Genomic DNA, 26,463 nt, shown 5'->3' on the forward strand with positions numbered 1-26,463 from the left:
GATCATGGCGCCGCGCCACTACAATTTTGCGACGCTTCGTTTCAATCCTTCGGGCGAGCCATGAATGCCTTGAACGCCTCGACTGCTTCCTCGGAGCGCATCCGTTCGCTGAACAGATGGTTCTCCTGCTCGATGCGGCGGGTGACGTCCTCCGGCGGCAGCCGGATCAGGCGCCGCGAGATCGCCACCGCCTCGGCCGGCAGCGCGCAGATCTCGCGCGCCACCTTGTGCGCCTCCACCTCGGCATGCCCCGGCGCCACCACGGTGTTGACGAAGCCGGCGACGCGGGCGTCGTCGGCCGACATGGTGCGGCCCATCACCAGCATCGCGAAGGCACGCTGGTGGCCCATCATGCGTGGCATCAACAGGCTTGAGGCGCCTTCCGGCACGAGGCCGAAATTGGAGAACGGCGTCGAGAACAGCGCGGTCTTGCTGGCGAGCACATAGTCGCAGTGAAACAGCATGGTGGTGCCGATGCCCATCGCGACGCCGTCGACGGCGGCGATGATCGGCTTCACATTGTGGGCCAGCGAATACAGGAACTTGACGAGGTCGGAGGCCGGCGGCGTCTCACTGGTCGAGGTGCCCTGCGCGAGCAGGTCCTCGATGTCGTTGCCCGCGGTGAACACGCCGGAGCCGCCGGTGATGATCAGGCAGCGGATCTTCGGATTGTTCTGCGCCTTGTCGATCGCGTCGCTGATCGCGCGAAACATCTCCTGGGTGATCGCGTTCTTCTTCTCGGGCCTGCGCAGCCGGATCACGCGCGTGGCGGCTTCGTCGGTCACTATGACATGCGCGGTCATCGAGCGGTCCCAGGGTCGGCCGGCATCGTCGCCGGTGGAGGTCGTGCCGCCATCCTACATGATCCCGTGCAAGCCCCAAGAGCTCCGGCGTGTTCCGGGCCGCTTTTCCCCGTGGGCGAGCATGAGAACGGCGCAATGCAGATAACGGGAATCTTGCGATTCCGGGCAGGGGACATTGGTCGTAGGCCGGACGCGCACGGCGATGCTGCCTTCCGCCCGCGCCAAGATGGCGCCGATGCTGCCCGCCCGCCGCGCCCGTGGCGCTCGCGACGAGTTTAACTTCCCCGCGAGAAACATTCCGCTGTTCGCGGCATTCCCCCCTTTGCTGACAGGCCGAGCAGACCTCGACACGTCGTTGTCGTGGTTCCGCGTCCGGCTGACTTGAGGAGAGCGGCGGCATGCAGATCTCCGGACGTTTGGAACTATCGCGGCGCCATCTGTTGATTGTTGGAGCCGCCTCGCTTGCGGCGTCGTCGATCGCGACGCCTCCGCCTGCGGCCGCCCAATCTGCCCCGACCGGAGCGCCCGTGATGACGAGAGTATCCTTTGACGTGAACGGCGAAACCCACCAGCTCGAGCTCGACACCAGGACCACGCTGCTCGATGCCCTGCGCGAGCACCTGCATCTGACCGGCACCAAGAAGGGCTGCGACCACGGCCAATGCGGCGCCTGCACGGTGATTGTCGACGGCCGGCGGATCAATTCCTGCCTGACGCTCGCCGTGATGCATCAGGGCGACGAGATCACGACGATCGAGGGGCTCGGCACGCCGGACGGGCTGCATCCGCTGCAGGCGGCATTCGTCGAGCATGACGGCTATCAGTGCGGCTATTGCACGCCCGGCCAGATCTGCTCGGCGGTCGCCGTGCTTGCCGAGGTCAAGGCCGGCATCCCGAGCCATGTCACGGCGGATCTGAATGCGCCGCTGCGACTGACCAATGCCGAGCTCCGCGAGCGCATGAGCGGCAACATCTGCCGCTGTGGCGCCTATTCCAACATCGCCGAGGCGATCAGCGAGGTCGCCGGGAGGAGCGCATGAGATCATTCAGCTATGAGCGCGCCGCCGCGCCGGGCGCGGCGGCCGCAGCCGCCGCCGGGACCGCGAACGCCAAGTTCATCGCCGGCGGCACCAATCTGCTCGACCTGATGAAGCTCGAGATCGAGACGCCGGCGCATCTGATCGACGTCAACGACCTGGCGCTCGACCGCATCGAGGAGACCGCGGACGGCGGCTTGCGGATCGGCGCGCTGGTGCGCAACACCGATCTCGCCGCCGATATCCGCGTGCGGCGCGACTATGGCGTGCTGTCGCGCGCGCTGCTCGCTGGCGCTTCCGGCCAGTTGCGCAACAAGGCGACGACCGCCGGCAATCTGCTGCAGCGGACGCGCTGTCCCTATTTTTACGACACCAATCTGCCCTGCAACAAGCGCAAGCCCGGCAGCGGCTGCGCCGCGATCGGCGGCTTCAGCCGCCAGCATGCGGTGGTCGGTGTGAGCGACGCCTGCATCGCGACCCATCCGAGCGACATGGCGGTGGCGATGCGCGCGCTCGACGCCGTCGTCGAGACGGTGCGGCCCGACGGCACCACGCGCAGCATCCCGATCGCCGAGCTGCATCGTCTGCCCGGCGACAGCCCCGAGATCGAAACCAGCCTGGTGTCGGGCGAGCTGATCACCGCGGTGGTGCTGCCGAAACCGGTCGGCGGCGCGCAGGCCTATCGCAAGGTGCGCGACCGCGCCTCTTATGCCTTTGCGCTGGTCTCGGTTGCCGCGATCGTGCAGCGCGACGGCACCGGCCGCGTCGCGCTCGGCGGCGTGGCGCACAAGCCGTGGCGCGTCGAGGCGGCGGAGGCGGAATTGCCTGCTGGCGCCAAGGCCGTCACCGCGCGCCTGTTCGCCGATGCGAAGCCGACCAAGGACAATGCGTACAAGCTGCCGCTCGCCGAGCGAACGCTGGCGGCGGTGCTGCGCGAGGCCAGAGCTTAAGATCCAAGGCTTAAGAAGAGGGCCTGACATCATGCGATTTGAACATCCTGCCACCTTCAATCCGATCGACCAGCTCAAGGTGATCGGCCACCCGACCAGCCGGATCGACGGGCCGCTGAAGACCACCGGCACCGCGCCTTACGCCTATGAGCGGCACGACGTCGTGGCCAACCAGGCCTATGGCTACGTGGTCGGTTCGGCGATCGGCAAAGGGCGGATCGGTTCGATTGATCTCGAGGCGGCGAAGGCTGCGCCCGGCGTGCTCGCCATCGTCACATCGGACAATGCCGGCAAGCTCGGCAAGGGCGAGCGCAATGCGGCGCCGCTGCTCGGCGGGCCCGAGATCGCGCATTATCACCAGGCCGTCGCCGTCGTCGTCGCCGGGACCTTCGAGCAGGCGCGGGCCGCGGCGCAGCTGGTCCGGATCGATTACGTCAAAGGCGACGGCAAGTTCGATCTCGCCGCGGAGCGGGACAAGGGCGTCACGCCGCACCCGTCATTCGGCGGCCCGGCTGATACCGCCGTCGGCGATTTCGCCGCCGCCTTCGCTGGTGCGCCCGTGCAGCTCGATGCCACCTACACCACTCCCGATCAGGGCCACGCGATGATGGAGCCGCATGCTTCGATCGCGGCCTGGGACGGCGACAAGCTCACGGTCTGGACCTCAAACCAGATGATCGCCTGGGGCGCTGAGGATATGGCCAAGACGCTTGGCATCCCCAAGGAGAATGTCCGTCTGGTGTCGCCCTATATCGGCGGCGGCTTTGGCGGCAAGCTGTTCCTGCGCGCCGAGGTGCTGCTCGCCGCGCTCGGCGCCCGCGCGGCCGGCCGGCCGGTCAAGGTCGCGCTGCAACGTCCGCTGATGTTCAACAACACGACGCACCGTCCGGCGACGATCCAGCGCATCCGCATCGGCGCCGAGCGCGACGGCAAGATCACGGCGATCGGCCACGAAAGCTGGTCTGGCAACGTCAAGGACGGCGAGCCCGAGATGGCGGTGAGCCAGACGCGGCTGCTTTATGCCGGCGCCAGCCGGATGACGGCGACGCGGCTTGCGGCGCTCGATCTGCCGGAGGGCAATGCGATGCGCGCGCCCGGAGAAGCCTCCGGCATGATGGCGCTCGAGATCGCGATCGACGAACTCGCCGAGAAGCTCGGCATCGACCCGGTCGTGCTGCGCATCAGCAACGACACCCAGGTCGACCCCGAGCATCCGGAGCGGCACTTTTCGCAGCGGCAACTGGTGCAGTGCCTGAGCGATGGCGCGGCGCGGTTCGGCTGGGACAAGCGCAATCCGAAACCCGGCGCCGTCCGTGACGGGCGCTGGCTGGTGGGAATGGGCGTCGCCGCGGCGTTCCGCAACAATCTCGTGACCAAGTCGGCGGCACGCGTTCGTCTCGACCAGAACGGCATCGTGACCGTCGAGACCGACATGACCGACATCGGCACCGGCTCCTACACCATCATCGCGCAGACCGCGGCCGAGATGATGGGCGTGCCGCTCGAGAAGGTCGCGGTGCGGCTCGGCGATTCCGACTTCCCGGTGTCCTGCGGCTCGGGCGGGCAGTGGGGCGGCAACAATTCCACCGCCGGTGTCTACGCCGCCTGCACCAAGCTGCGCGAGGCCATTACGCAGAAGCTCGGCTTCAATTCCGAGGAGGCGGTGTTTGCCGACGGCGTGGTCCGCTCCGGCAATCGCAGCGTGCCGCTGGCGCAGGCCGCCGGCGGCGGCGACCTCGTGGCGGAGGATGCCATCGAATACGGCGATCTCGCGAAAACCTACCAGCAGTCGACCTTCGGCGCGCATTTCGTCGAGGTCGGCGTCGACGCCGACACGGCTGAAATCCGGGTGCGGCGGATGCTTGCGGTCTGCGCGGCGGGCCGCATCCTCAATCCGAAGGCGGCGCGCAGCCAAGTGATCGGCGCAATGACCATGGGTGTCGGCGCGGCGCTGATGGAAGATCTCGTCGTCGACAGGCGTCATGGCCTGTTCATCAATCACGACCTTGCTGCCTATGAGGTGCCGGTCCATGCCGACATCCCGCATCAGGAGATGATCTTCCTCGACGAGATCGATCCGATCTCATCGCCGATGAAGGCCAAGGGCGTCGCCGAACTCGGCATCTGCGGCGTCGCCGCCGCGGTCGCCAATGCGGTCCACAACGCGACCGGCGTTCGCGTGCGCGACTATCCGATCACGCTCAACAAGCTGCTCTCAGGGATGCCGGAGCCGGCGTAGCGCGGGACGCTTCACCTCGCCCCGCGTGCGGGGAGAGGGAGTTCGCCTGTCTCATCGCACCTAGCCGCGCCCGACGAACGAGCCGATGCCCCGGCCGATCGCGGCGCCGTGCTGAAACAGCGCGCCGAGGTGATCGCCGGGCACCGACATCGCATCGAGGCCGTTCTCCGCGGCGAAGCGCTGCATCGGCGCATGGGGTCCGTCGTCCTGTCCGTTCCACAACAGCACCGGCACGCGCGAGGACAGCACCGCATCCTTGGCGCCATCGACCTGGCCGAGCGCATTGAAGCAGGCACGCACGCCGCCTTCGAGATCCGGCGTCACCCATTCGGCGAGCTCCGGCACGGTGCGGCGGGCAAAGGTGATGAAGGCGCCATAGGTCAGCGGGCCGGCATTGCCGCGCGGCAGTCCGGTGAGAAAGTCCCAGCCGCCGATTGCCAGCGACGCCAGCCGTGCCGGGAAAAACCGGGCGACGCCGACCGCGACCCAGCCGCCCATCGAGTGTCCCACCACATGGGCGCGCTCGTCCCCGAGATCGTCGATCACGGCGACGATGTCGCCGGCGCGCTGTGCCTGGTTATAAAGTGCCGGATCGGCGGGCTTGTCGCTCAGGCCATGTCCGAGCGAATCGACGCAGACGACACGAAAGCGATCGGCAAGCGCGTCGACCACGCCGCATTGCTTCCAGCTCGCGGCGTCGAGCAAGAGACCGTGCTGCAGCACGATCAGCGGCCCGGATCCCTCGACGGTGTAATGGATACGCTGGCCCCGGTGATTGGCGAATGGCATCGGATAGAGTTCCCCACGTTTTACCAGAGGTGAGCGTGGAGGCGCCGGGTTTCAAGACCTCGTTCCGGATCAGGAACCGCATCGCTGATGGCGGGCGGAACCATCAGCCGCCCCACACGGTGGCTTCGCTCCAGCCGAGATCCCTGAACTCGGCTGCCCGGAGCGGGGCTTCGCCGGCGGCGAAGAATTCGTCGAGCTGCGGCGGCTTCACCGTGGTCTCCGAGAGCATCGCATGGGCCTGGCCGCGATGATGAATTTGGTGCTGAAACAGATGCATCAAGAGGCGGTCGCGCCGCTCGGTCTGCACGCTCGTGTCGCGATTGATCTTCACCACATCATCGAGCCGCTCAGCCGTCAGCGCATCGCAGTGCACGATCAGCCGCTGATCGATCGCGCGCTGGGCGTCTTTCAGTGCGGCGACTGACGGGTAGGGCACCTCGTTGGCCCACGCCTTCGGCCCGAGCCAGCCGCCCTCGAGCGCATCAATGTAGAAGAGATCGATGACATGAATGTGGTTCAGCGTCGCCTGCAGGCTCGGGAAGAACCCGGTCCGCGCGGCGGCGAACTCCGCCTGGCTGAGACCGGCGCAGGCCGTGAGCAGGCGGTGATTGGCCCAGGCATTATTGTACGCAAAAGCGCGAAAGGTTTGAACGAGGCCTGCTTGCATATCGGTCCTCACTGGATTGACTGTTTCAGGCAGGTGCACCGGCAGGCCGGCCGACCGGCGACAGTGATCGTGGTGCTTGCGTTGGTGACTTGATCCTCGCATAGCTAATCCATCGTGGTGCACTTCATCCGAAGGCGGCAGCAGATGCAACTGGCAAAGAACGTGATCGACGTCGGCCTTTCCTTCAACGATCTCGAACCGATGCTGCGGTTCTGGCAGCAGGAGGCCGGACTTCGCTTCGATCATGTGCAGCCGATCCGCCGCGGGCAGAAACAGTACCGGCACGACGCGCAAGGTTCGGTCATCAAGCTCAACCATCATGTCGAGCCGCTGCCGGATGTGGCGCCGAGCGGCTATCGCGAGCTGATCATTGCGCGCGCCGGCGTCGACGCACCGCAACGCATGGCCGACCCCGACGGCAACAGCGTTTGCCTCGTCCCGCCCGGACATGACGGCATCGCCCAGATCGGCGTCGTGATGGCGGTGCGCGACCTTGCCGCGCATCGCAGGTTCTACGGCGACATCCTCGGCTTCACCGAGCAGTCATGGTCTGATGGTCCGGCGTTTCGCCTCGGCGACAGTCTGATCCTGCTCAGGGAAGATCGCGCCGCAACCATCGATCCGGTTCGGGGTGCGCGCGGCTGGCGCTACATCACGCTGCAGGTCGCCGACATCGACGCCGTGCATGACGAGTTGCGCGCCAAGGGCGTGCGGGAAGGCCTTGCGCCGGTGACGCTCGGCGAGGTCGCACGGATCTCCATGATCCTCGATCCCGATGGCAACTGGATCGAACTGTCCCGCCGCGCATCGATCGTTGGAAGCCTGTCCAACCGCTAGGCAGCAAATTTTCTGGCCGCCCGGGCGGCGCCGATGATATGATTCCGCAAGTGCATCCAATTTGATGATCGCTTTATGCAGTCGATTTTCGGGCCGCGGCGGGTTCATCGATCGATTCCACGAGCGGTTATCGGCTCGGCTTGCCTGCTGCTGTTCGTCCCCGTCGCAAGCGCCCAACCTCCCGGCGATCCAGCGGTCACGCCCGGCGCGCAACGCGCAGAGCCGGCGCAGACAGAAACATCGCAAACGGAAACGTCTCGTCCGGATAGCAACGCCGCAGTGCGCAACGCTGAGGCCGATCGGTCGGCGTCCGATCAGCAATCGTCATCCGTTCCGTCGCCGGCGCCGACAGCTTTGCGTCCAAAGCCCGATGGGCCGCAGCAGTACTGCAAGGCGTTGGAGGAGGCTGCATTGGAGAACGGCTTGCCGCCGGATTTCTTCGTCCGGCTGATCTGGCAGGAAAGCAATTTCGATCCCAACTCGGTCAGTTCGGCCGGTGCCCAGGGGATCGCCCAGTTCATGCCCGGTACTGCGCGGTGGCGCGGTCTGGCCGACCCGTTCGAGCCATTGCCTGCGTTGCAGGAATCCGCGCGCTGGCTCCGCGAGCTGCGCGCGCAGTTCGGCAATCTCGGCCTTGCGGCGGCCGCCTATAATGGTGGTCCACGGCGCGTTCAGGATTGGTTGGCGGGACGTGGAAGCCTGCCGGGCGAAACGCGCGCCTATGTCAGGATCATCACCGGCAAGTCCGCAGAGGAATGGGCGCAAGGCTCGCTTGAGGATCGGGTCGACACCGATGCGGCCATGGCCTGCGGTGACATCGTGCGCGGCATGCTCGTTCGGGCGCTTCCCGCGGGCCCAAGAGAGTCCGCGACAATCGCGCAGCAAGCTGCGTGGGGGCCCTGGGGACTTCAATTGGCCGGCGGCCCGTCGCAATCGCGCGTACTCGCCGACTACCAGCAACTTCAGAAACGATTTGCGTCCGTGCTCGGCGATCGCGCACCGCTCGTTCTGAGATCGCGCATGGCCGGGCCAGGCTCGGCCACCTGGTATCTGCTCCGGGTCGCCGAGACGACCCGTGAGCGAGCTAATCAGCTGTGCGCCCGGTTGGAGGCAGTCGGCGGGCGCTGCCTGGTGTTTCGGAATTAGGTGGCGCACGTTGCAGGTCGCAGCGACCGACGGCGTGATGAGGGCTAATTGGCGACGGAGCCCTCGACCGCAAATGTGTGGTACCTCGCGTATTTCTCGCCGACGGCCCGAACCTGCACGTAGGCCGGATCGTGTCGCCAGGCCCAAAGCGCCTCCATGCTCGGATACATGTAGATGACGACGCGCTTGGGTGGATCTCCATCGACGGCAACGACCTGCGAACCGGTTGCCGCCGCGCCGGCAGCCGCGATCAGCTTGCCGCCATGCGCCTTGATGATCTCCTTCGCCTGCGGGAGATATTCCCTGGCATAACCATCGGAGTCGGTGACCTCGATTTGGCCGATCAGATAGGCGGGCGGCCTGGCTTCGCCATGCAGTGCTTCGGTGCCAAGAGCGCCGATAGCGGTACAACTCAACATGACCAGAGCCATCTTGCCTCCAGAATTCATGGGAGCCTCCTCCGATGCCGTGCTGGTGCCGCAAGCCGCAGCCTAGCAGGACTCTCCACGAGGCTTCGGAATACGTCCAATACATATATTTTCTCGAACCTTATGCTCGAATGGTATAAGCGGGCATGAACCTTCAACAGGCCCTCACATTCTTGACGGTGGCCGAGCTCGGCACGGTCTCAAAGGCCGCATTGCGGTTGCGTGTCGCCCAACCCGCCCTGTCCAGGCAAATCATCGGTCTCGAACGGGAGCTCGGCTTGCAGCTCTTCGATCGCGTCGGGCGCCGGCTTCTATTGACCGGCGAAGGCGAGCAGTTGATTGCGGGCTGCCGTCTGCTGCTCAACAGCGTCAATTCCTTGAAGGAGCAGGCTCAGCTGCTTCGTCAAGGAGATGCCGGGGTCCTGAAGGATCGCCGGCTCGCCGCAACACATCGAAAGCGTGCTGTCGGAATTCCTGCACCGGTACGCGGAGCGATATCCCAGAGTCGAGATCAGGATCAGGGAGGGGATGGGCAGCGAGATATTGGCGATGCTCGAGCGCGGCGAAGTTCATCTCGGCCAAAATTTGCTGCACGCCGTCAGACTGAACGAACAGCACTTCGGCAGCCTTCCGCTTGGATCCGTGCAGTTACTGGCTGCTTGCCATCCGTCGATGCCACTTGGTTCCCGTCGCACAATCGAGATCGCTGACCTCGCCGAACTTCCATTGCTGCTGCTGGACAGCGGGTTCGGATTTCGGCGTGCTTTCGATGCGGCAAGCCGTATGGCGGGGCTGAAACCGAAGATCACGTTCGAGAGTCGCAGTCCGCACACCTTGCTGGCACTGGCCGAGGCGGGGCACGGCGTCGCGATCGTTCCCTCCCAGCTTCAGTGCTGGCGCTACGAATTAAGGATTGTTGGTCTCACGCACAGGCGCCGCGTGTTGCAGGAGCCTCTGACCATCTCATGGGACAAGCGGCGTCCGTTGCCTCGTTTCGCGACCGATTACTGTGCAATGCTGGCAGCGCATATGCGGGAGACGTTTCCGATCACGCGCCCGACGGAACCGGCAGCGGCAAAAGCAAGTGTTCAGACGCGCGCCAGGCGAGTTCCACGCAAGGCGAAAAGTTCGGGCGGTTAAATATCGCGATTTGCGTCCGCGTCACCGATCACCGAGTTGCGCGGCGGCGCAAGCCCTTACGCGAAACATGGTTCGGTTTATCGGAACGGCAGCTCGGTGAAGCTCCGCTCGCCCCGATCGACGGCGCTTCCGAGCTGCGCTTCCGAGCTTGCCCTAGCGGATTAAGTGTGTATGCTTGCAGCGTTCGATTTGCCGTTGTGCCTTGTTGAATGGTCAAAGCGGCCCTTTTCCAAAGAACATCGTCGGTTGAAGGATGATGCGGAACCAGGCGCGAATTGACGTGCGTCCGCTTTGGAGAAGACAAATGCCTACAGGTACTGTGAAGTGGTTCAACGGCCAGAAGGGCTTCGGTTTCATTCAGCCCGATGATGGCACGAATGACGTGTTCGTTCACATCAGCGCTGTCGAGCGGGCCGGACTTGGCGGTCTCGCCGAGGGCCAGAAGCTGTCGTTCGAACTCAAGGTCGACAAGATGCGTGGCAAGACCAGCGCCGAAGATCTTCGGCTGGCTTGAATCGATCTGTTATTCCACGGATGTACTGGGATGACAGCCGCGGCCCGCTCGATCCTCTGATGGGTTGAGCGGGTCTCGCTGCTTTTCAAAGGGCTCATTCGCTCATGGCCAAGAAGCCGGAAGAACTCTCTGCCGAGCGCCTGGCCAAGGCCCAACGCCAGCGGCTTGCCGCCGAGGCCGGTGCGCAGGCAATCGCTGAAGTCGAGCGCGATGCGATCGCCGTGCGCAAGAACATGGTGCGTCTGCGGGCTCTCCGTGAAGCGCGTGACGCCGAGGCGGCCGCCGCGCAGGCTGGCTCTGCACCCGCTGGCACGGCATCTGTGGCTGCCAAGAGAACCAAACGGGTCAAGCGCATCGTGCGTTAAGCCGCGCAATCACGCACGTCTTCGAGTCCGTCGCTGATACGTTGCTGAAGCGGACCTGTTGTTTCGCGGCCTCGGTAGCCAGTTCAGGCCGCGAAGCCAGGCCGTGGCCCGAACTATTTGGGACGATCGGCTTCCTTCCTGTTCGCCGCCTTCAGTCTGATCCTGATGTAGTCAGTGATATCGCCGGCCGCATCACGCAGATCCTGTTCCGTCAGGCCTTGCTGTCCCGCCATCTCGATGCACCGGCGCGCCAACTCGGCAACGTCCTGCGAGGCACCCGGCGTTCCATATTGCTCGGCAGCGTGGACGCTGTTTTCAATCCAGAAATCAAGGAACTCTCTCGCTTTTGCGGTCATGACTCACCCGGACGGCTCGCGCGCCTCTGTCCTCACCGGCCACATTCGTCGGTCGTCGCAGGAACAATCGAGAGCCGGGGTAAATTACCATGCCGATGACGCGCTATTATTTCGATCTTCGCGACGGCGGCGGCCTGGCGATCGACGAAGAGGGCATGGAGATGTCCAACTTCGGTGCGGTTCAGGAGGAGGCTGCGCGCGCCTTGGCCGACGTCATTCGGGATTCCTTTCGCGGTCACAATTTCCATCAGATTGCCATCGAGGTCCGGGACGGCGACGGGCCCGTGCTTGAGGTGGCTATCGCTTGGCGCAGTTGCCGGCTGGATTCTTGAGTTTGGCTGCGCAGCGCGGCAGTTAGCACCTTGTGATACCCAGACTGAGACTGACCTGAAACAGCGGCCCTTCGTCCGTCCGGACCTCAAACGCCAGCAGCCTGTGTTTATCCAAAGGCAGGTTCTCCTTGGCTATGCTGAGCAATGACTGCATCGCTTCGTGCGCGGCAGTTTCCTCGTCGCGTAGCTCGATGCCCTGTTTGTCGGCATAGAGTTGCTCGCCGTTGCGGATATCGAAATAGAAGCGGGTTGCCATCTTCGGCTCCCTTTGGTGGCGGGAGCTGCCCAGGCTCTCAGGTGCCGGCGCTCAACAGTCGTCCGGCAGCGCCGTACTCTGCGCCTGTTGGAGCGAATTTGCTACTCGGCAACGATGGAGATTTTTGGGGAACCGCTTTTCGCGTTCGCGGTCAAGCCGCCATCGCCGTTCAGCCATGATCTCGCCGTGGCTGAACCGTCGGATATAATTCTCACGGTCTGCGATTGTGTCTTGCATAGCTGAGATAAGTGCATAACTGTACTAGATCGACTGGCCTTGAGCCTTGTAGATCGGTCCCAGGACCTTTTTCCAAAGACATCGTCGGATGAAAGCGAGGACGCGTGCTTGTAGCACCGCGGCTGAAGCTTCCGCGACGTTGTCGGTCGGCTGCCGTTCCACGGATGTACTGGAATGGCAGTGCGGCCCGCTCTGTCACTGATGGAGCGGGCTCTGGTCTTGTTCATTCAAAGTGCGTTGTACCGCGAGAGAGGTGATCCGTTGCAAGTTCTTGTCAGGGACAACAACATCGACCAGGCGCTTCGAGTTCTAAAGAAGAGGTTGCAGCGCGAGGGCGTCTTTAGAGAGATGAAGCGCCGCAGATCGTTCGAAAAGCCATCGGAAAAAAGGGCTCGAGAGAAATCCGAGGCCGTGCGGCGAGCCCGCAAGCTTGCCCGCAAGCAGGCGATACGGGATGGATTGATCGCGGCGCCTCCGCGGAAACCCAAATTCCCGGCGTCCAAACCTTCGGCGCCAAGGCAATCACCACAATCGCCACAGCAAGCAGGCGGCACACGGGAGACTTAGCCCGTACCGATCCTGCTGGAAGGATCGTGCAGGATGACGCGGCGATCTTATCGAGGCAACGGATGCCTCCAGGAACGCATCTCCGATGAGATCTGTCGTCGGCGAGCCGTGGATCGGGATGTTCAATCGAGGCAGGACGATCAACGGCGACGTGCACAGAACCTGGCCGGCACGGCCATTAACGCAATGGCAGATCATTCCGTCAGCCAGTTCGATCAGACCGCGCGCAAGCGTGACTTGCTCGACGGCCCGGAGGAATTTCGCGCGTTTCGCGCGGATCGCTGACGAAACGTATGATTCGGCGGTAGACGCAAAACTCGATGTCGTCCCGGGCATGCGAAGCGCTACCCGGGACCCATAACCACAAATGCCGGTTGGTTTGCAAAGCTGGAGCGGCAGCTCGTTTCAACAACGGAAGGCTGTGGTTATGGGTCCCTGCTTTCGCAGGGACGACGGCGAGTGAGGCGCAACTTGTGCGTCAAACCGGCATGCCACGAACATGGCAATGACGGCCGAGATAGCTGAGAGTGTCCTAGCCCGCCAGCACCGCATCCGCGCCGGTCACCGCCTCGGCGCTTTCGGTCACGGTCTTTTCCAGCGACGGCGCCTGCACGGCGATGTTCTCGGCGAAGAAGCGCGCCAGCGCGACATAGCGCTGCGGCTCGGCTTCGCCGTTCGTCTTGGCGGCCAGCGCTTCGCCGGCGAGCATGCAGCCGCCGAGCGTTGCGGCGAACAGCCGCAGATAGGGCGTTGCGCCGGCCAGTGCCTCGTTCGGCGCCGAGGCGAGGCGCTCGAGCAGCCATTTGCTGGTGCGCTCCAGCGCGGCGTGGGCGTCGCGCAGCTTGGCGCCCGTGGTGCCGAACGCCGGATCGTTGGAGGTCTCGACCTGCTTGATGACAGCAGCGAGCTCGTCCAGCAGCGCCCAGACCGAGGCGCCGCCATTGGCGCCGAGCTTGCGGGTGACGAGGTCGATCGACTGGATGCCGTTGGTGCCCTCGTAGATCGAGGTGATGCGGGCGTCGCGATAGTGCTGCGCGGCGCCGGTCTCCTCGATGAAACCCATGCCGCCGTGGATCTGCACGCCGAGATAGGCGACCTCGTTACCGATGTCGGTGGAGAAGGCCTTGGCGATCGGGGTCAGCAGCGCGCCGCGGGCCGCTGCCTCGGCGCGCACCTTGGCGTCCCTGGCGCGCACCGAAACGTCGAGCGCGACCGCGGTGGCGTAGCAGATCGTACGCGCCGCCGCCGTCATGCTGCGCATCTGCATCAGCATGCGCTTGACGTCGGGATGCACGATGATCGGATCCATGCCGTCGCCCTTGTGGCCGATAGCCTTGCCTTGCCTGCGCTCCTGCGCATAGGCCCGCGCCTGCTGATAGGCGCGGTCGGCAATGCCGACGCCTTCGAGGCCGACGCCGAGGCGGGCCTGGTTCATCATCGTGAACATGCAGCGCATGCCCTGGTTTTCCTCGCCAACCAGATAACCGATCGCGCCACCCTTATCGCCCATCGTCATGGTGCAGGTCGGCGATGCGTGCATGCCGAGCTTGTGCTCGACCCCGCTGGCATGGATGTCGTTGCGCTCGCCGAGCGAGCCGTCGGCATTGACCAGGAATTTCGGAACCAGGAATAGCGAGATTCCCTTGGTGCCCGAGGGGGCATCGGGCAATCGTGCAAGCACGAAATGCACGATGTTGTCGGTCATGTCGTGCTCGCCATAGGTGATGAAGATCTTGGTGCCCTTGATGCGGTAGGTGCCGTCGGGGGCGCGTTCGGCGCGGGTGCGCAGCACGCCGACGTCGGAGCCGGCATTGGGCTCGGTGAGCTGCATCGTGCCGGTCCACTCGCCGGTGACCAGCTTCTCGAGATAGGTCTTCTTCAGCTCGGCGCTGCCATGGGCATCGAGCGCCTCGATCGCCGACAGCGTCAGCAGCGGGCAGAGGCCGAAGGCGACGTTCGACGCGCTCCAGATCTCGGTGCAGGCGGCGTTGACCGCGAGCGGCAGGCCCTGGCCGCCGAACGCCTCCGGCCCCGAGACCGCGTTCCATCCCGCGGCGGTCCAGCGCTGATAGGCATCTGGCCAGCCCGGCGCGGTCGTCACCTTGCCGTTGTCGAGCTTGATGCCGTGCTCGTCGCCGACACGATTCAGCGGCGCCAGCACATCGGAGGCGAACTTGCCGGCTTCTTCCAGCACCGCAGCGGTGATGTCGCCATCGAAATCGCCGTAGTGGCCGGCCTCCACGGCGGCAGCGAGCCCCGCACCGTGATTGAGGGACAGCAGGATATCGTTGATCGGTGCACGATAGGTCATGGCGTTACTCCCGACGAGGCGTTTGCAAATTGTCATCCCATGAAACCGGCGGCCTCTCAACAGTCCGAACGGACATCGCACGGTCGGTTTCGGCCACCGCGGCGTCGCCTTATAATAAGAGTACTGTCATCATCCTGCGGCTTTCGTGCCTTTTCGATTGCCGCCCTGTTGAAATGGCGGGACTCACCCTATAGACCGACGTGGCCTTCGATCGGCGCGTTGGGGCGTAGCCAAGCGGTAAGGCAGCGGATTTTGATTCCGCCATTCGGAGGTTCGATCCCTCCCGCCCCAGCCACATACAAGGCGCTGATTTTGTTATGAAAACGGCCTTGCTCAAGGCGGAATTTCCCGCGCATTTGGAAATTCCCTTTGCGTCCCATTTGGAAATTCTGTGCTGGTTTCGTTTTTGGTCGAAGGCAGAAGATGAAAGTCGTCGCGCGTTGAACGTCGCTCAATTTATCAAAACATTGAGCGGATCTGTCTGCGGGTTGTAAAGTTCCGATCGCAGCCGTCGACATCGCGTCCGGATCGACGGTGGCACCCACCGCCGCCTTTTGCAGCTTTCAACGAAGCGCGAAGTCTATCCTTGAGATCTATCCTTGAGATCTATCCTTGAGATCGGACGCTGGTCTTCAGAAATTGGGGAGGTCTGCGTTTCGTCTCGAGGTGATGCTGCTCCATCAGCATTATGTTGATCGAGTTCCTTCTGCGCCAAGAGATGTGCATGCCGCTTACGGGTCGCAGCCAACGCTCGCATCATCGTTTCCTTGGCATAACCGCGATAGGCCTGTGCGGTCTTGTGGCCCGAGAGTGCACGACCCTGGCCGTCCGTCAGTTCGGCTTCCTCGAGTTCGGTCATGCCGCCGTGTCGACAGGCATCAAGCGTGAAAAGCTTTGATACGCCGTCGATCTTCTTGCGCATCTGCTGCACCACTTTTTCCATGCCAGGGTAGGACCACACTTTCGCATCGCCCTTGCGTTCACCCTTTTGTATCCGACGCATGATCATCGGGACGCCGAGCTTGGGCAGATGGCTCAAAATGTCCTCCGCTTCGGCGTAAAACTTGACGGTCTCTCCATCGAGAGTCTCTTCGAGCGGATGCCAGACCAACGCCTTGTTCTTGTGGTGCTCGATGCGCACAGCGTGTGGCCAGTTTTTGCTGCGATAGTCGGGCCAAGTCAAAAACCCGGCCACCACGTTCTCCGGCCGTTGCAGCCATTCAAAGCAGATCACCGCGACGGCCGCTGGTTCAGGCCGCCCTTCTTTGATGCAGCCCCATGCAAATTTATAGACCTCTTCTCGAGTGACCGCGTGCTTCTTGGTCTTGGTACGGCTCTTGAGGGTGAAATCGTCCCAGGGGTTCGGGTGCTTCTTATCGAACAACTCCGGGTGCAGCCGACGCATGATCCGCCATACCTTTCGGCAGAGGCCGACGACCTTTTCTCCCTGCCGCAGCCTGATCCCGTTTGGGCCGTTGATGATTTTGTCGTAAATCTTGTCAGCAGCTCGTGGTGTAACTTCCATGATCTGCCGTTCGCCAATCCGCCGTCCATTCTTATCGACGGTGTCGCAGATCATTTGCATGATCCGTTCGTAATCGGGGCGGGACCGAGGTGAGACCTTCTCGGTATACGCCTTCTCCGTCTTGTATTGACGGAACAGCCAATCGATCGTGCCATAGCGCGCGATCTTTCCTTGGTCGCCCGGCTGCCCTCTGCGGTGGTTGTTCCATTCATCGAACAAGGCATTGAGGGTGGCAGCGCGTCCGCCTTTGCCATCGCCGCCGCATGCGGTTTCGTAGCTCGTCCCAAGTGGCTCATTCGCCATCTCGCAGCCGAGTTTCCTGTGGTGAGTGGGGATGCGGAAGTAGAAAGCGGCAGCTCCACGGGCAAGCCGCCGTACCTCGACGAAGCGTGGAAGTGGGCGCTCCAGCGTCACAAATCCTCGGCGAGGTCGCCCGGCACCATGTCCGGAGCGATGGCTCGGTCCAGATCGTCTCTCAACCACAGCTGACGCCTCCCTTCTTTCACACGTGGTCGAGGATACTCCTTACCGACCCGTTTGAGAAAGGATTCGACAGTCAATTCTCCGCAGTACCCTGCTGCAATTCCAGCAGACATACGGCGCGGCCAAGAACCCGCTGGAATTATGGCAGGACGTGTCATCGGATAATGGCGTGAGCTGCTGAAATTGGTTCTTGCCCGTACTGCCCATCATGATGATCACCAGCAGGATTTGAAACTGCGACGGCAACCGGATCGAACAGGAGCGTAGTGCAGCGCCTGAAAAGGACACCTCGGACCTACTTAACTCCGATGCTAGAGCGCGCCGTGGGTAGGCCCCGGGGCAGGAAGGGACCCGTCGAAGCGACGAGGCAGAGCAGCAGCTCCAAGCCCAGAAGATCGCGATGGTCCTGAACTCTTAATCTGCCGGTCCCAGGTTCGAGCCCTGGAGCGCTCACCATACAAATCAAGACCTTAGCGAGAGAAACCGTTTGAGAAGGCCGAACTAAAACACACGGTGTCTTGGCGGTCGGTCGGCGAAGTCAACTCTCGGCATTGCGATCTTGTTTACTCGCCCCAGCGGACGCGAAGCCGAGTCGAAGGCGGCCAGATAGAACCGCTTCCTCAATGTGTATCCGAGTTAGAACCGCCCAACATAGCGGGCATTTTCCCACTTCTGTTCCATGTCATCGACGACGCATTGGGGCAGCTGCGCCGCGCTGGCATCGAAATAGTGCTTGAAGTCGACGTGCACCCTCATGTTGCCCGGCCGATAGGCCGCCATGCGGTCGTAGAGGAGAGCCGATCCTGTTCCGAAGCGCCGATAGACCGATTTGTGCATCGGTGATCTCAACTCCCTCGATCAGATTATTTCAAGTTGTAATGTTGGCCCACCAAGAGTTGCCGAAACAATTGATAGCTCGGGCAAATCGCCTGCAATGCGGATGTCACCAGAGAGTTCACGGATCGTACCAGCATATAGAGTCAACTGATGGAGAGTTGCGCCTCAATGCGGCTGTGCTAGTACGCCCACTCTCGAAATCGAGGAGCTAAAAGTGGCGAAGAAGGCAAGGAAGACGGCTACGAAGAAGAAAACTGTGCGTCGCGAATACACAAACGCTGACGTGAAAGAGCTGCGCGCTCATTCGAAAGCGAAGACGCCCGTTGCAAAAATCGCGAAGCTCACAAAGCGCTCCGAAGGCTCACTCCGCCAAAAGGCGCTTAAGCTTGGAATCCGGCTCGGTCACCAGCGCTAGAGGCGGCTCTATGATGCTCTTCAATAGAGTGTTCTCGACCAGGACGCTGCTGCAAATCATGTGCGTTCTTGTCGCTGTTGTTGCAATGAAGTTTGTTGAGTGCCCATTATGACTTCAGCTGAGCAACCGCAGTTGGCGGTTGAGTAGAGGAACATCCTGGAACGCTGAGGAGAAAAGAAGCCCATCTACCGCAGAGCTATCATGCGGCGTTCAAGCGGATCGAATTTACCCTCTCAAGGCTGAAACAGGGGTTCGAATTCCCGAGGGAGCGCCAGCAAACTCAGGCACTTAGGTACCCACCAGCCGCGTTCGTTGAATAATGGTTGAATAAGACGCTGGTGAACAGCGGCGAACGCTTGCGGAATTTGCTCCAGATATAGGCAGACCGGCCTCGGCGCGATGCCTCACTGTGGCTGGCGCATTCGCAAAAAATTTCCTCGTCGCCCTTGGTGTCCGGAAATATTCAAAGGGCCGCCGACGTGCGCTGTCGTACGCGAGCGCCCTCGGCTATTCGCATTGACGTTGCTCGTCGCACAATCAACTCTTGTCCTGTCGAGCTTTGTGCGAATAGGTGGGCCACGTGAGATACAATCGACGAGAGAAAACGGGCGGACAGCCATCACAAGTCAGTCTATCCGCTCCGAAAGCCGCAGAATCGAGCACAATGCCATTCGCCGAGCGGCTCACCTGCACGATTGACGATGCATGCGAAGTGACCGGCTTGGGACGCACGAAGCTTTACGAGTTGATAGGAGCTGGCCGTATCGTCACGACAACGATCGGACGCCGGCGACTAGTAGTGGTGCGCTCGCTGCTGTCGCTCCTTGATACCAACATGTCGAACTAATGGACGTGCGACTTAGGGGAGAACCCCAACTTGAACGCACTTTTCCTCAGGCTCGCGGAGACGCAGGTCGTGGTCCCAGATGCTTGTTCTGTCACCTAGTGCTTTTGGCGTGCGAGGTCGCTGCCGACTGTGGAACAGGAGGTCGGTGGTTCGCTACCGCGGCGACGGAAACGCGGTCTACTTCTAGAAACAGTAACCAGTAACGGCGATCGTAAGTTCTAAAGACAGGAGCATTCGCTGAGTGGCGGGCCTACACCGAGCATCCCTTCAAGAACGGATTGGCAGACGGCTCGCTCCCCGAAGTGGCGTTTCGTCATTATCTCGTTCAGGACTACTTTTCTTCGTGGAGTTTGCTCGCGCCTACGCGATCTCAGCTGCCCAAACTTGCCGACATGCGTGAAGCAGCGGCCGGCCGTTCGGCCATCGTTGATATCGAGATGAACCTGCATGTTAAGCTTTGTGCCGGTTGGGGTCTATCCCTAGCTACGCCCGCCGCTGTGGTGGCCGTCGCGAACAACGCCTGCCTGCCCGCGTTGGGTTTTCTGCGCTAAGTCTGTGAGATAGAGTGCACCAAGAAGGCCCTTCACGCCGATATGGATATCGCCGGCAACGCCCTCCTGCGCCGTGCGCATTTCGATGCCGGCAAACCGGAGCCGCTCGTGGATGCCCGCCAGATCTTCCTGATCGCGGGAGATGCGGTCGAGCGGTTCTGCGACAACAACATCAAACTTGCCGGCCTTGGCGTCACGCATGAGGCGCTGCCAACCCAGGCGGTTCAATGTGCTCGCACCGGAAATGGCGCGGTCATCCTACACGCTAACGACAATCAATCCTTCGCGCTCACAGATCGCGCCGCACAGCGCGACCTGATCCTCAATGCTGAGGTCAGTTTGCTTAGGGTCCATTTCGATTTTTTTGACACGGGGCTCATCACTCAGACCTCATCTCACAGAATGAAAGCGTAGGAGTTTGACGGACATATTGTCGGTTACGTACGGGTCAGCACATTCGACCGAAGACCGATCGTTCGTTGGCATTCATCTGCGCCGTACCTTCACCGATCACGCCTCGGGCAAGGATACCGACTGCCCCGTACTGGCGCAGCTCGTTGTCTATGTCCGGGAAGGAGACACGGTCGTGGTTCGCTCAATGGACCGCCTGGCTCGCAACCTTGAGGATCTGCGCCGCCTAGTACGGGAGCTCACAGCCAAAGGCGTTGGGGTTCAGTTTCTCAAGGGAAAGCCTCACATTCACTGCTGAGGCCTCGCCGATGTCCCAGCTCTTGCTCAACGTGATGGGCTCATTCGCGGAGTCTGAGCGGGCGCTGATCCGCGAACGTCAGCGCGAAGGCATCGCTGTTGCCAAGGCGAAAGGCGTCTACAGGGGGCGTCGCCGGGCGCCTTCGCCGGACCAGAGGTGAAGGTGGCAGGCGGCGCCATGAAGGTAGCGCTTGCCCGGGAGTACCACGTCAGTCGCGAAACCGTTCACCGCTACCTGGGCACAGCCGCACCGGCGCCGGGGGCCAATCAAAAACAAGAGGAGGAAATCGCATGACCGCCATCATGCTTACCCGTATCGATGATCGTCGCAATATGGAGCGGTTTTACAAACTGGATATTCAGCCGACACTCTTCGGTGAATGGTCCCTTGTACGGGAATGGGGGCGTATCGGTCGCGCTGGTACGGTACGCGTCGAAACACATGGAAGCCGGGGGACGGCGGATGTCGCCATGGCAATGAACTGTGCGCGCAAGCTCAAATGCGGCTATCGATAAAGCGGATAATTGCAGATTTGACTAAACCTATGCGGGTGCTAGCATATCTCTCGTTTTCGGCGCTGGGGATGCTGAGATGCAGTTGGTTTTCACTATAGCTTGGATATTCATCGCGATTGCCCAAGTTTCTGCTGGCATGGAGGCAATGCACCTCTACCTGGGTGTCGGTACTTTCGCGAGCTTTCTATTGTTTTTGCTGTCTTATGCAGTGCCCTTGGTCGGCTCTGTTCTGTCCGCCGCCGCCGTGTATTACGGGGCTCGGTATGGTTGGTATTGGGAGTGGTGGCAAGCCATTGCGCTCGCGGTGCCCGGCATAGCGCTCTGGCTGGTTATGATGGCAACAGGAGGTCTTGCGATGCTCTTCGAAAGGCGAGCGTGAGCCGATGGAGAGGTTGCCGAAGATACTCTGGCCTGTCGCAGTTGCCCTTCTTCTTTTTGCGATATTGAAGCTGCCGTACGGATATTACACATTTCTCCGGGTTGCGATCTTTGGCTTTTGTGGTGTCGTAGCTGCTCTCTCTTTCCTGGAAAAAACATCCTTTTGGGGGCTTGCGTTCCTGCTTTTGGCGCTCCTCTTTAATCCGGTTTTTCCTGTATACCTCCAACGTCAAACTTGGTTCTGGCTTGACCTTGGAGCTGCAATTGTCATCGCGACGCATTTCGGCTGGCTGCACCTTGTTGGCAAAGGCAAATTGAGGACGCCTGCCGCATAGCCGACAGAGTCCCTAGACGGAGTAAGGAAGTGCGCAGGCTATTGTTCGGTGTCTTGGCAATCGGCGCGATTTGGCTGCTGTATGCAAGAGCCAATCAACCTGCCCCAGACCTGCCGCCGGCGTTCACGGCCTTTGTGGATAAAATCAAACGAGATGTCGACGAAGAGATGGCTGGTCCGCGTGGCGCCGAAGCGCGCGCCATCTGTATGCGGGTCGCGGGAGTTACATTCCCAGCCCAGACATCTACCGAGCTAATCCGCGCCGGCTATTCTGCGGACACCGCCATCAAATACGTCGATTGCATTGTAAATTACCTACACCCAGTCCTGGCAGATAAACGCCCTGGATACCAATAGAGTGCTGGCGGGTCGGCATCCGCTCATTTTTCGCACGGCCACGCAGCAACGAACGAGGACCGGATCAGAGTGGCGCCGATTTCATGACGAGATGCGGGATTATCTCCTAAGTACTTGCAGAACACGTCAGTCAATTGGCCGAGCGTTACGCCGCCAGGAATGCAATAACCCTCAACAAGCGCCGCGCTGCTCTCCAGCTTCTTGGTGTGCTCGGCATGCTTTGCTTTGTCGTAGAAGCCAAGAAATAGAATCATCATGGGCGCGTAGTCGGCTTTCGCCTTGTCGATTTCGCCCGCCACATAACCCGCGACAAACGACTTGTTCGTGGTGCACTGTGTAAACAGTTCATTTCCATTATAGAGGCCGTCGGCTTTCGCGAAGCCACTCAGGAAGGCCAACAGGACACCGGCGATAGCTAGCTTCATTTCCAACCCTCAAATATCGAACCATCGTTTAGATAAGCTGCTGATGCTCGATGACGCGGCCTATCGCGCCGTAATGAACCTGCGCAACAAAGCCTTGTCCTCTTCCAATAGGAAGATGCTGCTTGACGGATAGTCCGCCTGAACTTCCTGGCTCGCGCGCTCTTTCGGAATGACGTTCAGAAGGAATTGGAAGGCCGGATTGAAACGACGCTTTTCCCAGCCGCTTGCCGTGTAGAGGGCGGATGTTCGTTCCCGCTCTTCGTCTTCCAAGAGCAAGTTGGCCAACGTCCGGGCATCCCGCTCCGTGGTAGATCCCCAACCCATGACTTGGTGATCGACTTGTTCGTAGAATCTTTGGTTTAACCGCAGCGACCAGTACCCACCGAACGCCCGCTGAATGCTGGTCAAACCTAGGGCATTCAGATCGAAAGCGGCTTTCTCGATGTCCTTTGGATCGACTTGCGGCAGCAGCTTGCACAGATCGTCAACGGTAAGGCCTCGCCCTGCCATGCCATCGCCAGGCGCGCGTGCGAGAGCCACGGCCAAATCCAAACTAGAACCGACCAGCGTTGTACTTGGCGCCAGCATTTGCGCATGCCGATCCAGCCGTTCGGAATGCTCGTTGGTGCGTTCTGAGATTGCACCTTCCCAATCAGTGCGGGCTTTTTGCGCCTGGCTCGGGATCAATTCGCCGGCCAGTTTGACCACCACGCCGCCGAGCGGGACTTCGCCGGCCACGGCTTCAATGAAACTTCGTACTTTGTCGTCCGGAGGGTTCTTCTCCGGTGGCTTGATTGGGTTGTGATCCTCTTGGTCGTTGTTCATGGCTCGCCCACATGAGTCGTGGGCGCTAGCAAAAGCGCCTCGGATGGGCTGGGCCAAGAGATTTCGTCACTTACCAACCGTTTGCCCCGTCCTTCGAGCACCGATGCGCGGTATTCAGGTACCCCTTGCGAGCTATAGCATAAAGTAATATATTATGAGGCAAGGAGGTGCGTATGGCCACAAGTTATACTGTCGGCAAACACTACGAGAGCTTCATCAAGGATCTCGTTGACAGCGGTCGCTATGCAACCGCTAGCGAAGTAATGCGGGAGGGACTGCGTCTTGTTGAAGAACGCGAGGAGCGTCGCAAGGCGAAGCTTGAAGCATTGCGTGCCGCCATACAGGAAGGCCTTGAAAGCGGTCCGGCCGAACCGTTTGAGCCCGGCGAACTGGTCGAACAAACTAAGGCCCGAGGACGTGAACGGCTGAAAGCCGGGAAGCATGGCGGGTAATCTGACCAGGCGGCCCCAGGCTGAGACCGACCTGGAGGAGATCTGGCTTTTCATCGCATCAGACAATATTGTCGCCGCGGATCGCTTGCTCGACCGTATCGGCAACGGCTTTCAGATGCTTGCCGAGAATCCACAGGCGGGCCGCCACCGGCCCGAGCTAGGCAGGAATATACGGAGCTTTCCGGTCGGCAACTACGTACTGTTCTACGAAGCATTTCCCAATGGCGTTGACATCGTGCGGGTGCTGCACGGAGCACGCGATATCACGCCGGAGGATCTCGACTGAGCTCGTTGTTCTGTCAGCCGTCACACAATCGCATATGCGATTTTACGATGATGAGGCGCGGGTTGAACTTGCACTGCGGCTATGTGTAGCCGCGAGTATGAAGATCGATGGCCCGCCCCAATTTCAACGGGTCGACCCACTCTGTTTCGTCGGGCTGAATGAAGGTGCCTTTAATATCGAGATGGCTAGCCAACGGGAGACGCGTGCCTCGGCCGGCGCAGCATCTCCATTGCGGGGGCATTAGCCTTCCCGAGGGCGCCGCGTCGAACGCTTCCCTCTCGTTGGCCACCCATATCTTTGAATAAGCCCCCATGAATGAACGCGCGATCAACGACCGGGAGACCCCAAGCGTGATGGACGCAGGATGCGCCAGTTCTGATTCCAAGGCGTCGATGATCCGTCGATTGAAGGCCTCGCCTTCTTGAGGACTTAGATAATATTGAGCCCGGTAGCCCGAGCGGCCGTTGAACAACTGGTCGAAGAAGCGCTCGGGCAGGGGAATTTGGCTGACAATTCGGAAGGTGTTTGGCGGAGCTTCCGTGTCGGCGGCGCGCTGCCACTCAAAATCTGCTTGGCCTTCACCCGCAGCTTTCTTCGCAGCCGTGGTGAGCCCAGAGATCAAGTCATCCCCGGAAACCTCTTCCAGCAGGTGTATGCGCCGCTCTACGTCGTTGAGATTAGTGAGATCCCAATCCGAAGTTGGTACTGATCGCATTGCTAGGCTGCCATTTCCTGATCGCGTCGAGAAACGCACCCGATGACCTCCATTACCAGCTGAGGCGCCCAGCGAAGTTGTTGAGGCTGCCCATCGCCAACTTCAAATACTCTGGCTCTCCCCTCGCGAATCCAGCCCTCGTCAGTTCATTAGCCGCTTCAGGAAGGGTCCATCTTTCCATGATGCGCCTGCGCGTCTGCCCGTCCCATGAGACCCTGCCCATCGGACACCAAGCAAAGCTTCTGCCGGCGGTGCCGCTGGTCACTTGCTGTAGGTCCTCTTTGCTTGTCCCGATCGAGATATATGCGAGCGAACACAGCAGCTCGAACTCTTCGAAAAGAGCGGTGTAACCATTCGACGAATACAGATAGTCGCCGGTCCAAGGTTGAAAGATGTCGTGCAAATGGTCGCCGAGGGGAGTTTTGCGCTGCTCTAGCCCTGGCAGAAGTTTCCAAGAGTTGTTTTCGCCGCCCGCCCAAGCCGTGAGAAACAAGTGATTCACCACGGTTGAAGTGTTGTCGCGTTCGGTCACGATGGTGGCGCTGAGGAGTTTGAAAAGATCGGTGTATCGACGGGCAGCAAGTAACGCGAGGCCATACGCGTAAAGGAGGAGGACGGCCGGATAGGTCCGTAGATTAATCAAGATGACCAACCCGCCGACACTTTCCCTGACGCCGAATTCGATCAGCAGGTCGAGCACCAAGCGTAGCTCTGACCCGGTGCCCCAACGCCCGAGAACACCCACAATACGTGCGAGTGACTCCGTCGCACTCTCGGTCCGCGCCACCCTCTGGACGACCACCTCGTTGGAGAAGGCGCCCGTCACCGCAAAATCCGGGCTATTCAGCGTCCTTTCCAGCTTTCGCGCTTCTTCACCAATGAGATCACCGAGCTGAATGCGGAACTCAGGCTTCGCCAGAAAGCGCTTGGCGCTGGCCACCATCAATTTGACGCTCTGCGGGTTTTGCCGTTTGATTTTCAGCCTGGCTGCTGACCAGCCGCTCCAAGCTTTCAAAGAACGTGTCAGCACTATCAATGCGGATGATTCTGCCAGCCCGCTGGCTAATCAGGTCAGTGGCAATCTTGGAAGGTTCGCCTCGCGCTGCCCAGTACATGGGATATCGCCGTGTCGGCGCCCGCGTGAGTGCCGCTCTCAAGGCAGGGTCCCAGTCGGCGGACCAGCCACTGACGATCAGCCCGTGCTCATCGATGATGCGGTCGAGGAGCTTGTTCATCGCTGACGTATATTTGCTGAGCTCCGTCTCGGTATTCAGAATACGGGTGTCGAGATAGTCGCCGTGCAATTTGACCACATAGCAGCGGCTGTGAATCAGCGGAACGGCGCCCTTGAGAGCGTCCTCCGAGGCAATGACCGTAGGCTCGACGCCGACATCACGTAGCGCGCCCTCCATCAGCCTGTCGAAGTTAGTCGTAAGGATAACCTTTACGTAGCCGGCTTGGACCAACCGGGCGATCGCCCGATGCGCCTGCGTTGGAATCTTCTTTCCGGCCTCAAGATCTTCCGCTGTTGGCTCGATGTAACTGTGCAGGATCGAGCGACGTTCGTCGGGCGTAGCCGCCAGCTGGTCTAATAGGTCGGAATAGCCGGGATCAACCTGATGGGTGCTTCTATACCAGGCGGCCCAATCCTGTTGATCGGTTACACCTTCAAGCGCCGCGACTCTGCGCACCAGATCGAGCGTGATCTCCCAGCCGGTCGGAATCTCGACTGAGCGCGACACGCCCGACCCGAGCAGAACACAATAGACCGCCTTATTCTCATAGACAGAGAAGGCGAGGGAATTTAGCGGGTCGATCATGGATGGTGCCTGTGT

General features: G+C 61.2%; 36 protein-coding genes, 1 tRNA gene and 1 pseudogene. 23 read left to right on the top strand and 15 right to left on the bottom strand.

The window, feature by feature from the left end; translation table 11 throughout:
- Window positions 1-41 precede the first annotated feature (41 nt).
- Window positions 42-803: a crotonase/enoyl-CoA hydratase family protein gene (locus ACSKB9_RS34815; RefSeq protein ID WP_092083615.1), complete on the bottom strand. Its 762-nt coding sequence runs from the start codon at window positions 801-803 to the stop codon at window positions 42-44.
- A 398-nt stretch (window positions 804-1,201) separates the two neighbouring features.
- Between ACSKB9_RS34815 and paoA the strand changes: the two genes are divergently transcribed.
- From paoA to paoC, 3 genes are read left to right on the top strand one after another with little or no spacing between them, the layout of a single operon-like run.
- The gene (gene paoA / locus ACSKB9_RS34820) at window positions 1,202-1,843 is read left to right on the top strand and encodes an aldehyde dehydrogenase iron-sulfur subunit PaoA (protein ID WP_057015220.1); all 642 of its coding nucleotides are present in this window, start codon (window positions 1,202-1,204) and stop codon (window positions 1,841-1,843) included.
- Window positions 1,840-2,790, top strand: coding sequence for an FAD binding domain-containing protein (locus ACSKB9_RS34825; protein ID WP_438078834.1), 951 nt, complete (start codon window positions 1,840-1,842; stop codon window positions 2,788-2,790). The genes paoA and ACSKB9_RS34825 overlap by 4 nt, the downstream gene beginning before the upstream one ends.
- A gap of 31 nt (window positions 2,791-2,821) precedes the next feature.
- Window positions 2,822-5,029 carry an aldehyde oxidoreductase molybdenum-binding subunit PaoC gene (gene paoC / locus ACSKB9_RS34830; RefSeq protein WP_438078836.1) on the top strand — a complete coding sequence of 736 codons (2,208 nt, stop codon included), beginning with the start codon at window positions 2,822-2,824 and terminating at the stop codon, window positions 5,027-5,029.
- 60 nt (window positions 5,030-5,089) lie between these two features.
- On the opposite strand, the gene ACSKB9_RS34835 is transcribed toward paoC, so the two are convergent.
- Window positions 5,090-5,818, bottom strand: a complete 729-nt coding sequence (locus tag ACSKB9_RS34835; RefSeq protein WP_028334486.1) for an alpha/beta fold hydrolase — start codon at window positions 5,816-5,818, stop codon at window positions 5,090-5,092.
- Window positions 5,819-5,921: 103 nt separating this feature from the next.
- Window positions 5,922-6,485, bottom strand: coding sequence for a DinB family protein (locus ACSKB9_RS34840; protein WP_057015223.1), 564 nt, complete (start codon window positions 6,483-6,485; stop codon window positions 5,922-5,924).
- A gap of 201 nt (window positions 6,486-6,686) precedes the next feature.
- Here ACSKB9_RS34840 and ACSKB9_RS34845 point away from each other — a divergent pair, with 201 nt between their 5' ends.
- Both ACSKB9_RS34845 and ACSKB9_RS34850 read left to right on the top strand, forming a co-directional pair.
- Window positions 6,687-7,322: a VOC family protein gene (locus ACSKB9_RS34845; protein ID WP_438078838.1), complete on the top strand. Its 636-nt coding sequence runs from the start codon at window positions 6,687-6,689 to the stop codon at window positions 7,320-7,322.
- A gap of 75 nt (window positions 7,323-7,397) precedes the next feature.
- A complete protein-coding gene (locus tag ACSKB9_RS34850; RefSeq protein WP_438078842.1) occupies window positions 7,398-8,468 on the top strand; it encodes a lytic transglycosylase domain-containing protein in 1,071 nt (356 codons plus the stop codon).
- Between the two features lie 44 nt (window positions 8,469-8,512).
- Here the strand turns inward: ACSKB9_RS34850 and ACSKB9_RS34855 are convergent, their stop codons facing one another.
- Entirely contained in the window at window positions 8,513-8,917 is a 405-nt protein-coding gene (locus ACSKB9_RS34855; protein WP_438078844.1) for a DUF1330 domain-containing protein, read from the bottom strand.
- A 125-nt stretch (window positions 8,918-9,042) separates the two neighbouring features.
- On the opposite strand from ACSKB9_RS34855, the pseudogene ACSKB9_RS34860 reads away from it, so the two are divergent.
- The 3 genes and pseudogenes from ACSKB9_RS34860 (at window position 9,043) to ACSKB9_RS34870 (ending at window position 10,915) form a co-directional block, all read left to right on the top strand.
- Window positions 9,043-10,036: pseudogene (locus ACSKB9_RS34860) on the top strand (LysR family transcriptional regulator).
- A 304-nt stretch (window positions 10,037-10,340) separates the two neighbouring features.
- On the top strand, window positions 10,341-10,550 hold the full coding sequence (locus tag ACSKB9_RS34865) for a cold-shock protein (protein WP_028339489.1): 210 nt from the start codon (window positions 10,341-10,343) through the stop codon (window positions 10,548-10,550).
- Window positions 10,551-10,654: 104 nt separating this feature from the next.
- The gene (locus ACSKB9_RS34870; RefSeq protein ID WP_057015228.1) at window positions 10,655-10,915 is read left to right on the top strand and encodes a hypothetical protein; all 261 of its coding nucleotides are present in this window, start codon (window positions 10,655-10,657) and stop codon (window positions 10,913-10,915) included.
- A 113-nt stretch (window positions 10,916-11,028) separates the two neighbouring features.
- Here ACSKB9_RS34870 and ACSKB9_RS34875 read toward each other — a convergent pair whose 3' ends face one another.
- Window positions 11,029-11,271, bottom strand: coding sequence for a hypothetical protein (locus ACSKB9_RS34875; protein ID WP_057015229.1), 243 nt, complete (start codon window positions 11,269-11,271; stop codon window positions 11,029-11,031).
- 89 nt (window positions 11,272-11,360) lie between these two features.
- Between ACSKB9_RS34875 and ACSKB9_RS34880 the strand changes: the two genes are divergently transcribed.
- On the top strand, window positions 11,361-11,603 hold the full coding sequence (locus ACSKB9_RS34880; protein ID WP_082653668.1) for a DUF6894 family protein: 243 nt from the start codon (window positions 11,361-11,363) through the stop codon (window positions 11,601-11,603).
- Window positions 11,604-11,625: 22 nt separating this feature from the next.
- Here the strand turns inward: ACSKB9_RS34880 and ACSKB9_RS34885 are convergent, their stop codons facing one another.
- Complete coding sequence (locus ACSKB9_RS34885; protein WP_057015230.1) at window positions 11,626-11,859, bottom strand: DUF6894 family protein; 234 nt, start codon at window positions 11,857-11,859, stop codon at window positions 11,626-11,628.
- 498 nt (window positions 11,860-12,357) lie between these two features.
- Here ACSKB9_RS34885 and rpsU point away from each other — a divergent pair, with 498 nt between their 5' ends.
- Window positions 12,358-12,663 (top strand): 30S ribosomal protein S21, encoded by a 306-nt coding sequence (rpsU, locus tag ACSKB9_RS34890; RefSeq protein ID WP_075968627.1) that lies wholly within the window; start codon window positions 12,358-12,360, stop codon window positions 12,661-12,663.
- Window positions 12,664-12,696: 33 nt separating this feature from the next.
- Window positions 12,697-12,948 carry a hypothetical protein gene (locus ACSKB9_RS34895; protein WP_438078848.1) on the top strand — a complete coding sequence of 84 codons (252 nt, stop codon included), beginning with the start codon at window positions 12,697-12,699 and terminating at the stop codon, window positions 12,946-12,948.
- A gap of 247 nt (window positions 12,949-13,195) precedes the next feature.
- On the opposite strand, the gene ACSKB9_RS34900 is transcribed toward ACSKB9_RS34895, so the two are convergent.
- Window positions 13,196-14,974, bottom strand: a complete 1,779-nt coding sequence (locus ACSKB9_RS34900; protein ID WP_438078850.1) for an acyl-CoA dehydrogenase — start codon at window positions 14,972-14,974, stop codon at window positions 13,196-13,198.
- Between the two features lie 220 nt (window positions 14,975-15,194).
- Between ACSKB9_RS34900 and ACSKB9_RS34905 the strand changes: the two genes are divergently transcribed.
- Window positions 15,195-15,269 (top strand) — tRNA-Gln (locus tag ACSKB9_RS34905).
- Between the two features lie 285 nt (window positions 15,270-15,554).
- Here the strand turns inward: ACSKB9_RS34905 and ACSKB9_RS34910 are convergent.
- On the bottom strand, window positions 15,555-16,913 hold the full coding sequence (locus ACSKB9_RS34910; protein WP_438078852.1) for a hypothetical protein: 1,359 nt from the start codon (window positions 16,911-16,913) through the stop codon (window positions 15,555-15,557).
- A 705-nt stretch (window positions 16,914-17,618) separates the two neighbouring features.
- On the bottom strand, window positions 17,619-17,819 hold the full coding sequence (locus ACSKB9_RS34915; protein ID WP_438078854.1) for a hypothetical protein: 201 nt from the start codon (window positions 17,817-17,819) through the stop codon (window positions 17,619-17,621).
- Between the two features lie 214 nt (window positions 17,820-18,033).
- Between ACSKB9_RS34915 and ACSKB9_RS34920 the strand changes: the two genes are divergently transcribed.
- The 3 genes from ACSKB9_RS34920 to ACSKB9_RS34930 all read left to right on the top strand — a co-directional run bounded on the left by ACSKB9_RS34920 (window position 18,034) and on the right by ACSKB9_RS34930 (window position 19,632).
- Window positions 18,034-18,234, top strand: coding sequence for a hypothetical protein (locus ACSKB9_RS34920; RefSeq protein WP_438078856.1), 201 nt, complete (start codon window positions 18,034-18,036; stop codon window positions 18,232-18,234).
- Window positions 18,235-18,898: 664 nt separating this feature from the next.
- Window positions 18,899-19,081: a helix-turn-helix domain-containing protein gene (locus tag ACSKB9_RS34925; RefSeq protein ID WP_438078858.1), complete on the top strand. Its 183-nt coding sequence runs from the start codon at window positions 18,899-18,901 to the stop codon at window positions 19,079-19,081.
- A gap of 278 nt (window positions 19,082-19,359) precedes the next feature.
- Complete coding sequence (locus ACSKB9_RS34930) at window positions 19,360-19,632, top strand: hypothetical protein (RefSeq protein WP_438078860.1); 273 nt, start codon at window positions 19,360-19,362, stop codon at window positions 19,630-19,632.
- Here ACSKB9_RS34930 and ACSKB9_RS34935 read toward each other — a convergent pair.
- A complete protein-coding gene (locus ACSKB9_RS34935) occupies window positions 19,561-19,833 on the bottom strand; it encodes a recombinase family protein (protein WP_438078862.1) in 273 nt (90 codons plus the stop codon). The two genes, ACSKB9_RS34930 and ACSKB9_RS34935, sit on opposite strands and share 72 nt — an antisense overlap.
- Window positions 19,834-20,062: 229 nt before the next feature.
- Here ACSKB9_RS34935 and ACSKB9_RS34940 point away from each other — a divergent pair, with 229 nt between their 5' ends.
- From ACSKB9_RS34940 to ACSKB9_RS34965, 6 genes are all read left to right on the top strand, one after another.
- Complete coding sequence (locus tag ACSKB9_RS34940) at window positions 20,063-20,341, top strand: recombinase family protein (RefSeq protein WP_438078863.1); 279 nt, start codon at window positions 20,063-20,065, stop codon at window positions 20,339-20,341.
- A gap of 34 nt (window positions 20,342-20,375) precedes the next feature.
- Window positions 20,376-20,501 carry a recombinase family protein gene (locus tag ACSKB9_RS34945; protein WP_438080535.1) on the top strand — a complete coding sequence of 42 codons (126 nt, stop codon included), beginning with the start codon at window positions 20,376-20,378 and terminating at the stop codon, window positions 20,499-20,501.
- 130 nt (window positions 20,502-20,631) lie between these two features.
- Window positions 20,632-20,856, top strand: a complete 225-nt coding sequence (locus ACSKB9_RS34950) for a WGR domain-containing protein (RefSeq protein ID WP_438078865.1) — start codon at window positions 20,632-20,634, stop codon at window positions 20,854-20,856.
- Window positions 20,857-20,932: 76 nt separating this feature from the next.
- Window positions 20,933-21,235, top strand: coding sequence for a hypothetical protein (locus ACSKB9_RS34955; RefSeq protein WP_438078867.1), 303 nt, complete (start codon window positions 20,933-20,935; stop codon window positions 21,233-21,235).
- Between the two features lie 13 nt (window positions 21,236-21,248).
- Window positions 21,249-21,569, top strand: a complete 321-nt coding sequence (locus ACSKB9_RS34960) for a DUF6804 family protein (protein WP_438078869.1) — start codon at window positions 21,249-21,251, stop codon at window positions 21,567-21,569.
- A gap of 29 nt (window positions 21,570-21,598) precedes the next feature.
- Window positions 21,599-21,925 (top strand): hypothetical protein, encoded by a 327-nt coding sequence (locus tag ACSKB9_RS34965; RefSeq protein WP_438078871.1) that lies wholly within the window; start codon window positions 21,599-21,601, stop codon window positions 21,923-21,925.
- Window positions 21,926-21,948: 23 nt separating this feature from the next.
- Here ACSKB9_RS34965 and ACSKB9_RS34970 read toward each other — a convergent pair whose 3' ends face one another.
- Both ACSKB9_RS34970 and ACSKB9_RS34975 read right to left on the bottom strand, forming a co-directional pair.
- Window positions 21,949-22,350: a Rap1a/Tai family immunity protein gene (locus ACSKB9_RS34970; protein WP_438078873.1), complete on the bottom strand. Its 402-nt coding sequence runs from the start codon at window positions 22,348-22,350 to the stop codon at window positions 21,949-21,951.
- 60 nt (window positions 22,351-22,410) lie between these two features.
- Entirely contained in the window at window positions 22,411-23,175 is a 765-nt protein-coding gene (locus ACSKB9_RS34975; protein WP_438078875.1) for a hypothetical protein, read from the bottom strand.
- A gap of 173 nt (window positions 23,176-23,348) precedes the next feature.
- Between ACSKB9_RS34975 and ACSKB9_RS34980 the strand changes: the two genes are divergently transcribed.
- Entirely contained in the window at window positions 23,349-23,627 is a 279-nt protein-coding gene (locus ACSKB9_RS34980) for a type II toxin-antitoxin system ParD family antitoxin (protein WP_438078877.1), read from the top strand.
- Window positions 23,617-23,913, top strand: a complete 297-nt coding sequence (locus tag ACSKB9_RS34985; RefSeq protein WP_438078879.1) for a type II toxin-antitoxin system RelE/ParE family toxin — start codon at window positions 23,617-23,619, stop codon at window positions 23,911-23,913. The genes ACSKB9_RS34980 and ACSKB9_RS34985 overlap by 11 nt, the downstream gene beginning before the upstream one ends.
- Before the next feature lie 79 nt (window positions 23,914-23,992).
- Here ACSKB9_RS34985 and ACSKB9_RS34990 read toward each other — a convergent pair whose 3' ends face one another.
- The 3 genes from ACSKB9_RS34990 to ACSKB9_RS35000 are packed head-to-tail and all read right to left on the bottom strand — an operon-like array spanning window position 23,993 to window position 26,448.
- The gene (locus tag ACSKB9_RS34990; protein ID WP_438078881.1) at window positions 23,993-24,667 is read right to left on the bottom strand and encodes a hypothetical protein; all 675 of its coding nucleotides are present in this window, start codon (window positions 24,665-24,667) and stop codon (window positions 23,993-23,995) included.
- Between the two features lie 13 nt (window positions 24,668-24,680).
- Window positions 24,681-25,574 carry a hypothetical protein gene (locus tag ACSKB9_RS34995; protein ID WP_438078883.1) on the bottom strand — a complete coding sequence of 298 codons (894 nt, stop codon included), beginning with the start codon at window positions 25,572-25,574 and terminating at the stop codon, window positions 24,681-24,683.
- Window positions 25,534-26,448, bottom strand: a complete 915-nt coding sequence (locus ACSKB9_RS35000; RefSeq protein ID WP_438078885.1) for an SIR2 family protein — start codon at window positions 26,446-26,448, stop codon at window positions 25,534-25,536. The genes ACSKB9_RS34995 and ACSKB9_RS35000 overlap by 41 nt, the downstream gene beginning before the upstream one ends.
- Window positions 26,449-26,463: the final 15 nt, after the last annotated feature.

Source organism: Bradyrhizobium sp. BR 1433, assembly GCF_051547665.1.
GTDB lineage: Bacteria > Pseudomonadota > Alphaproteobacteria > Rhizobiales > Xanthobacteraceae > Bradyrhizobium > Bradyrhizobium australafricanum.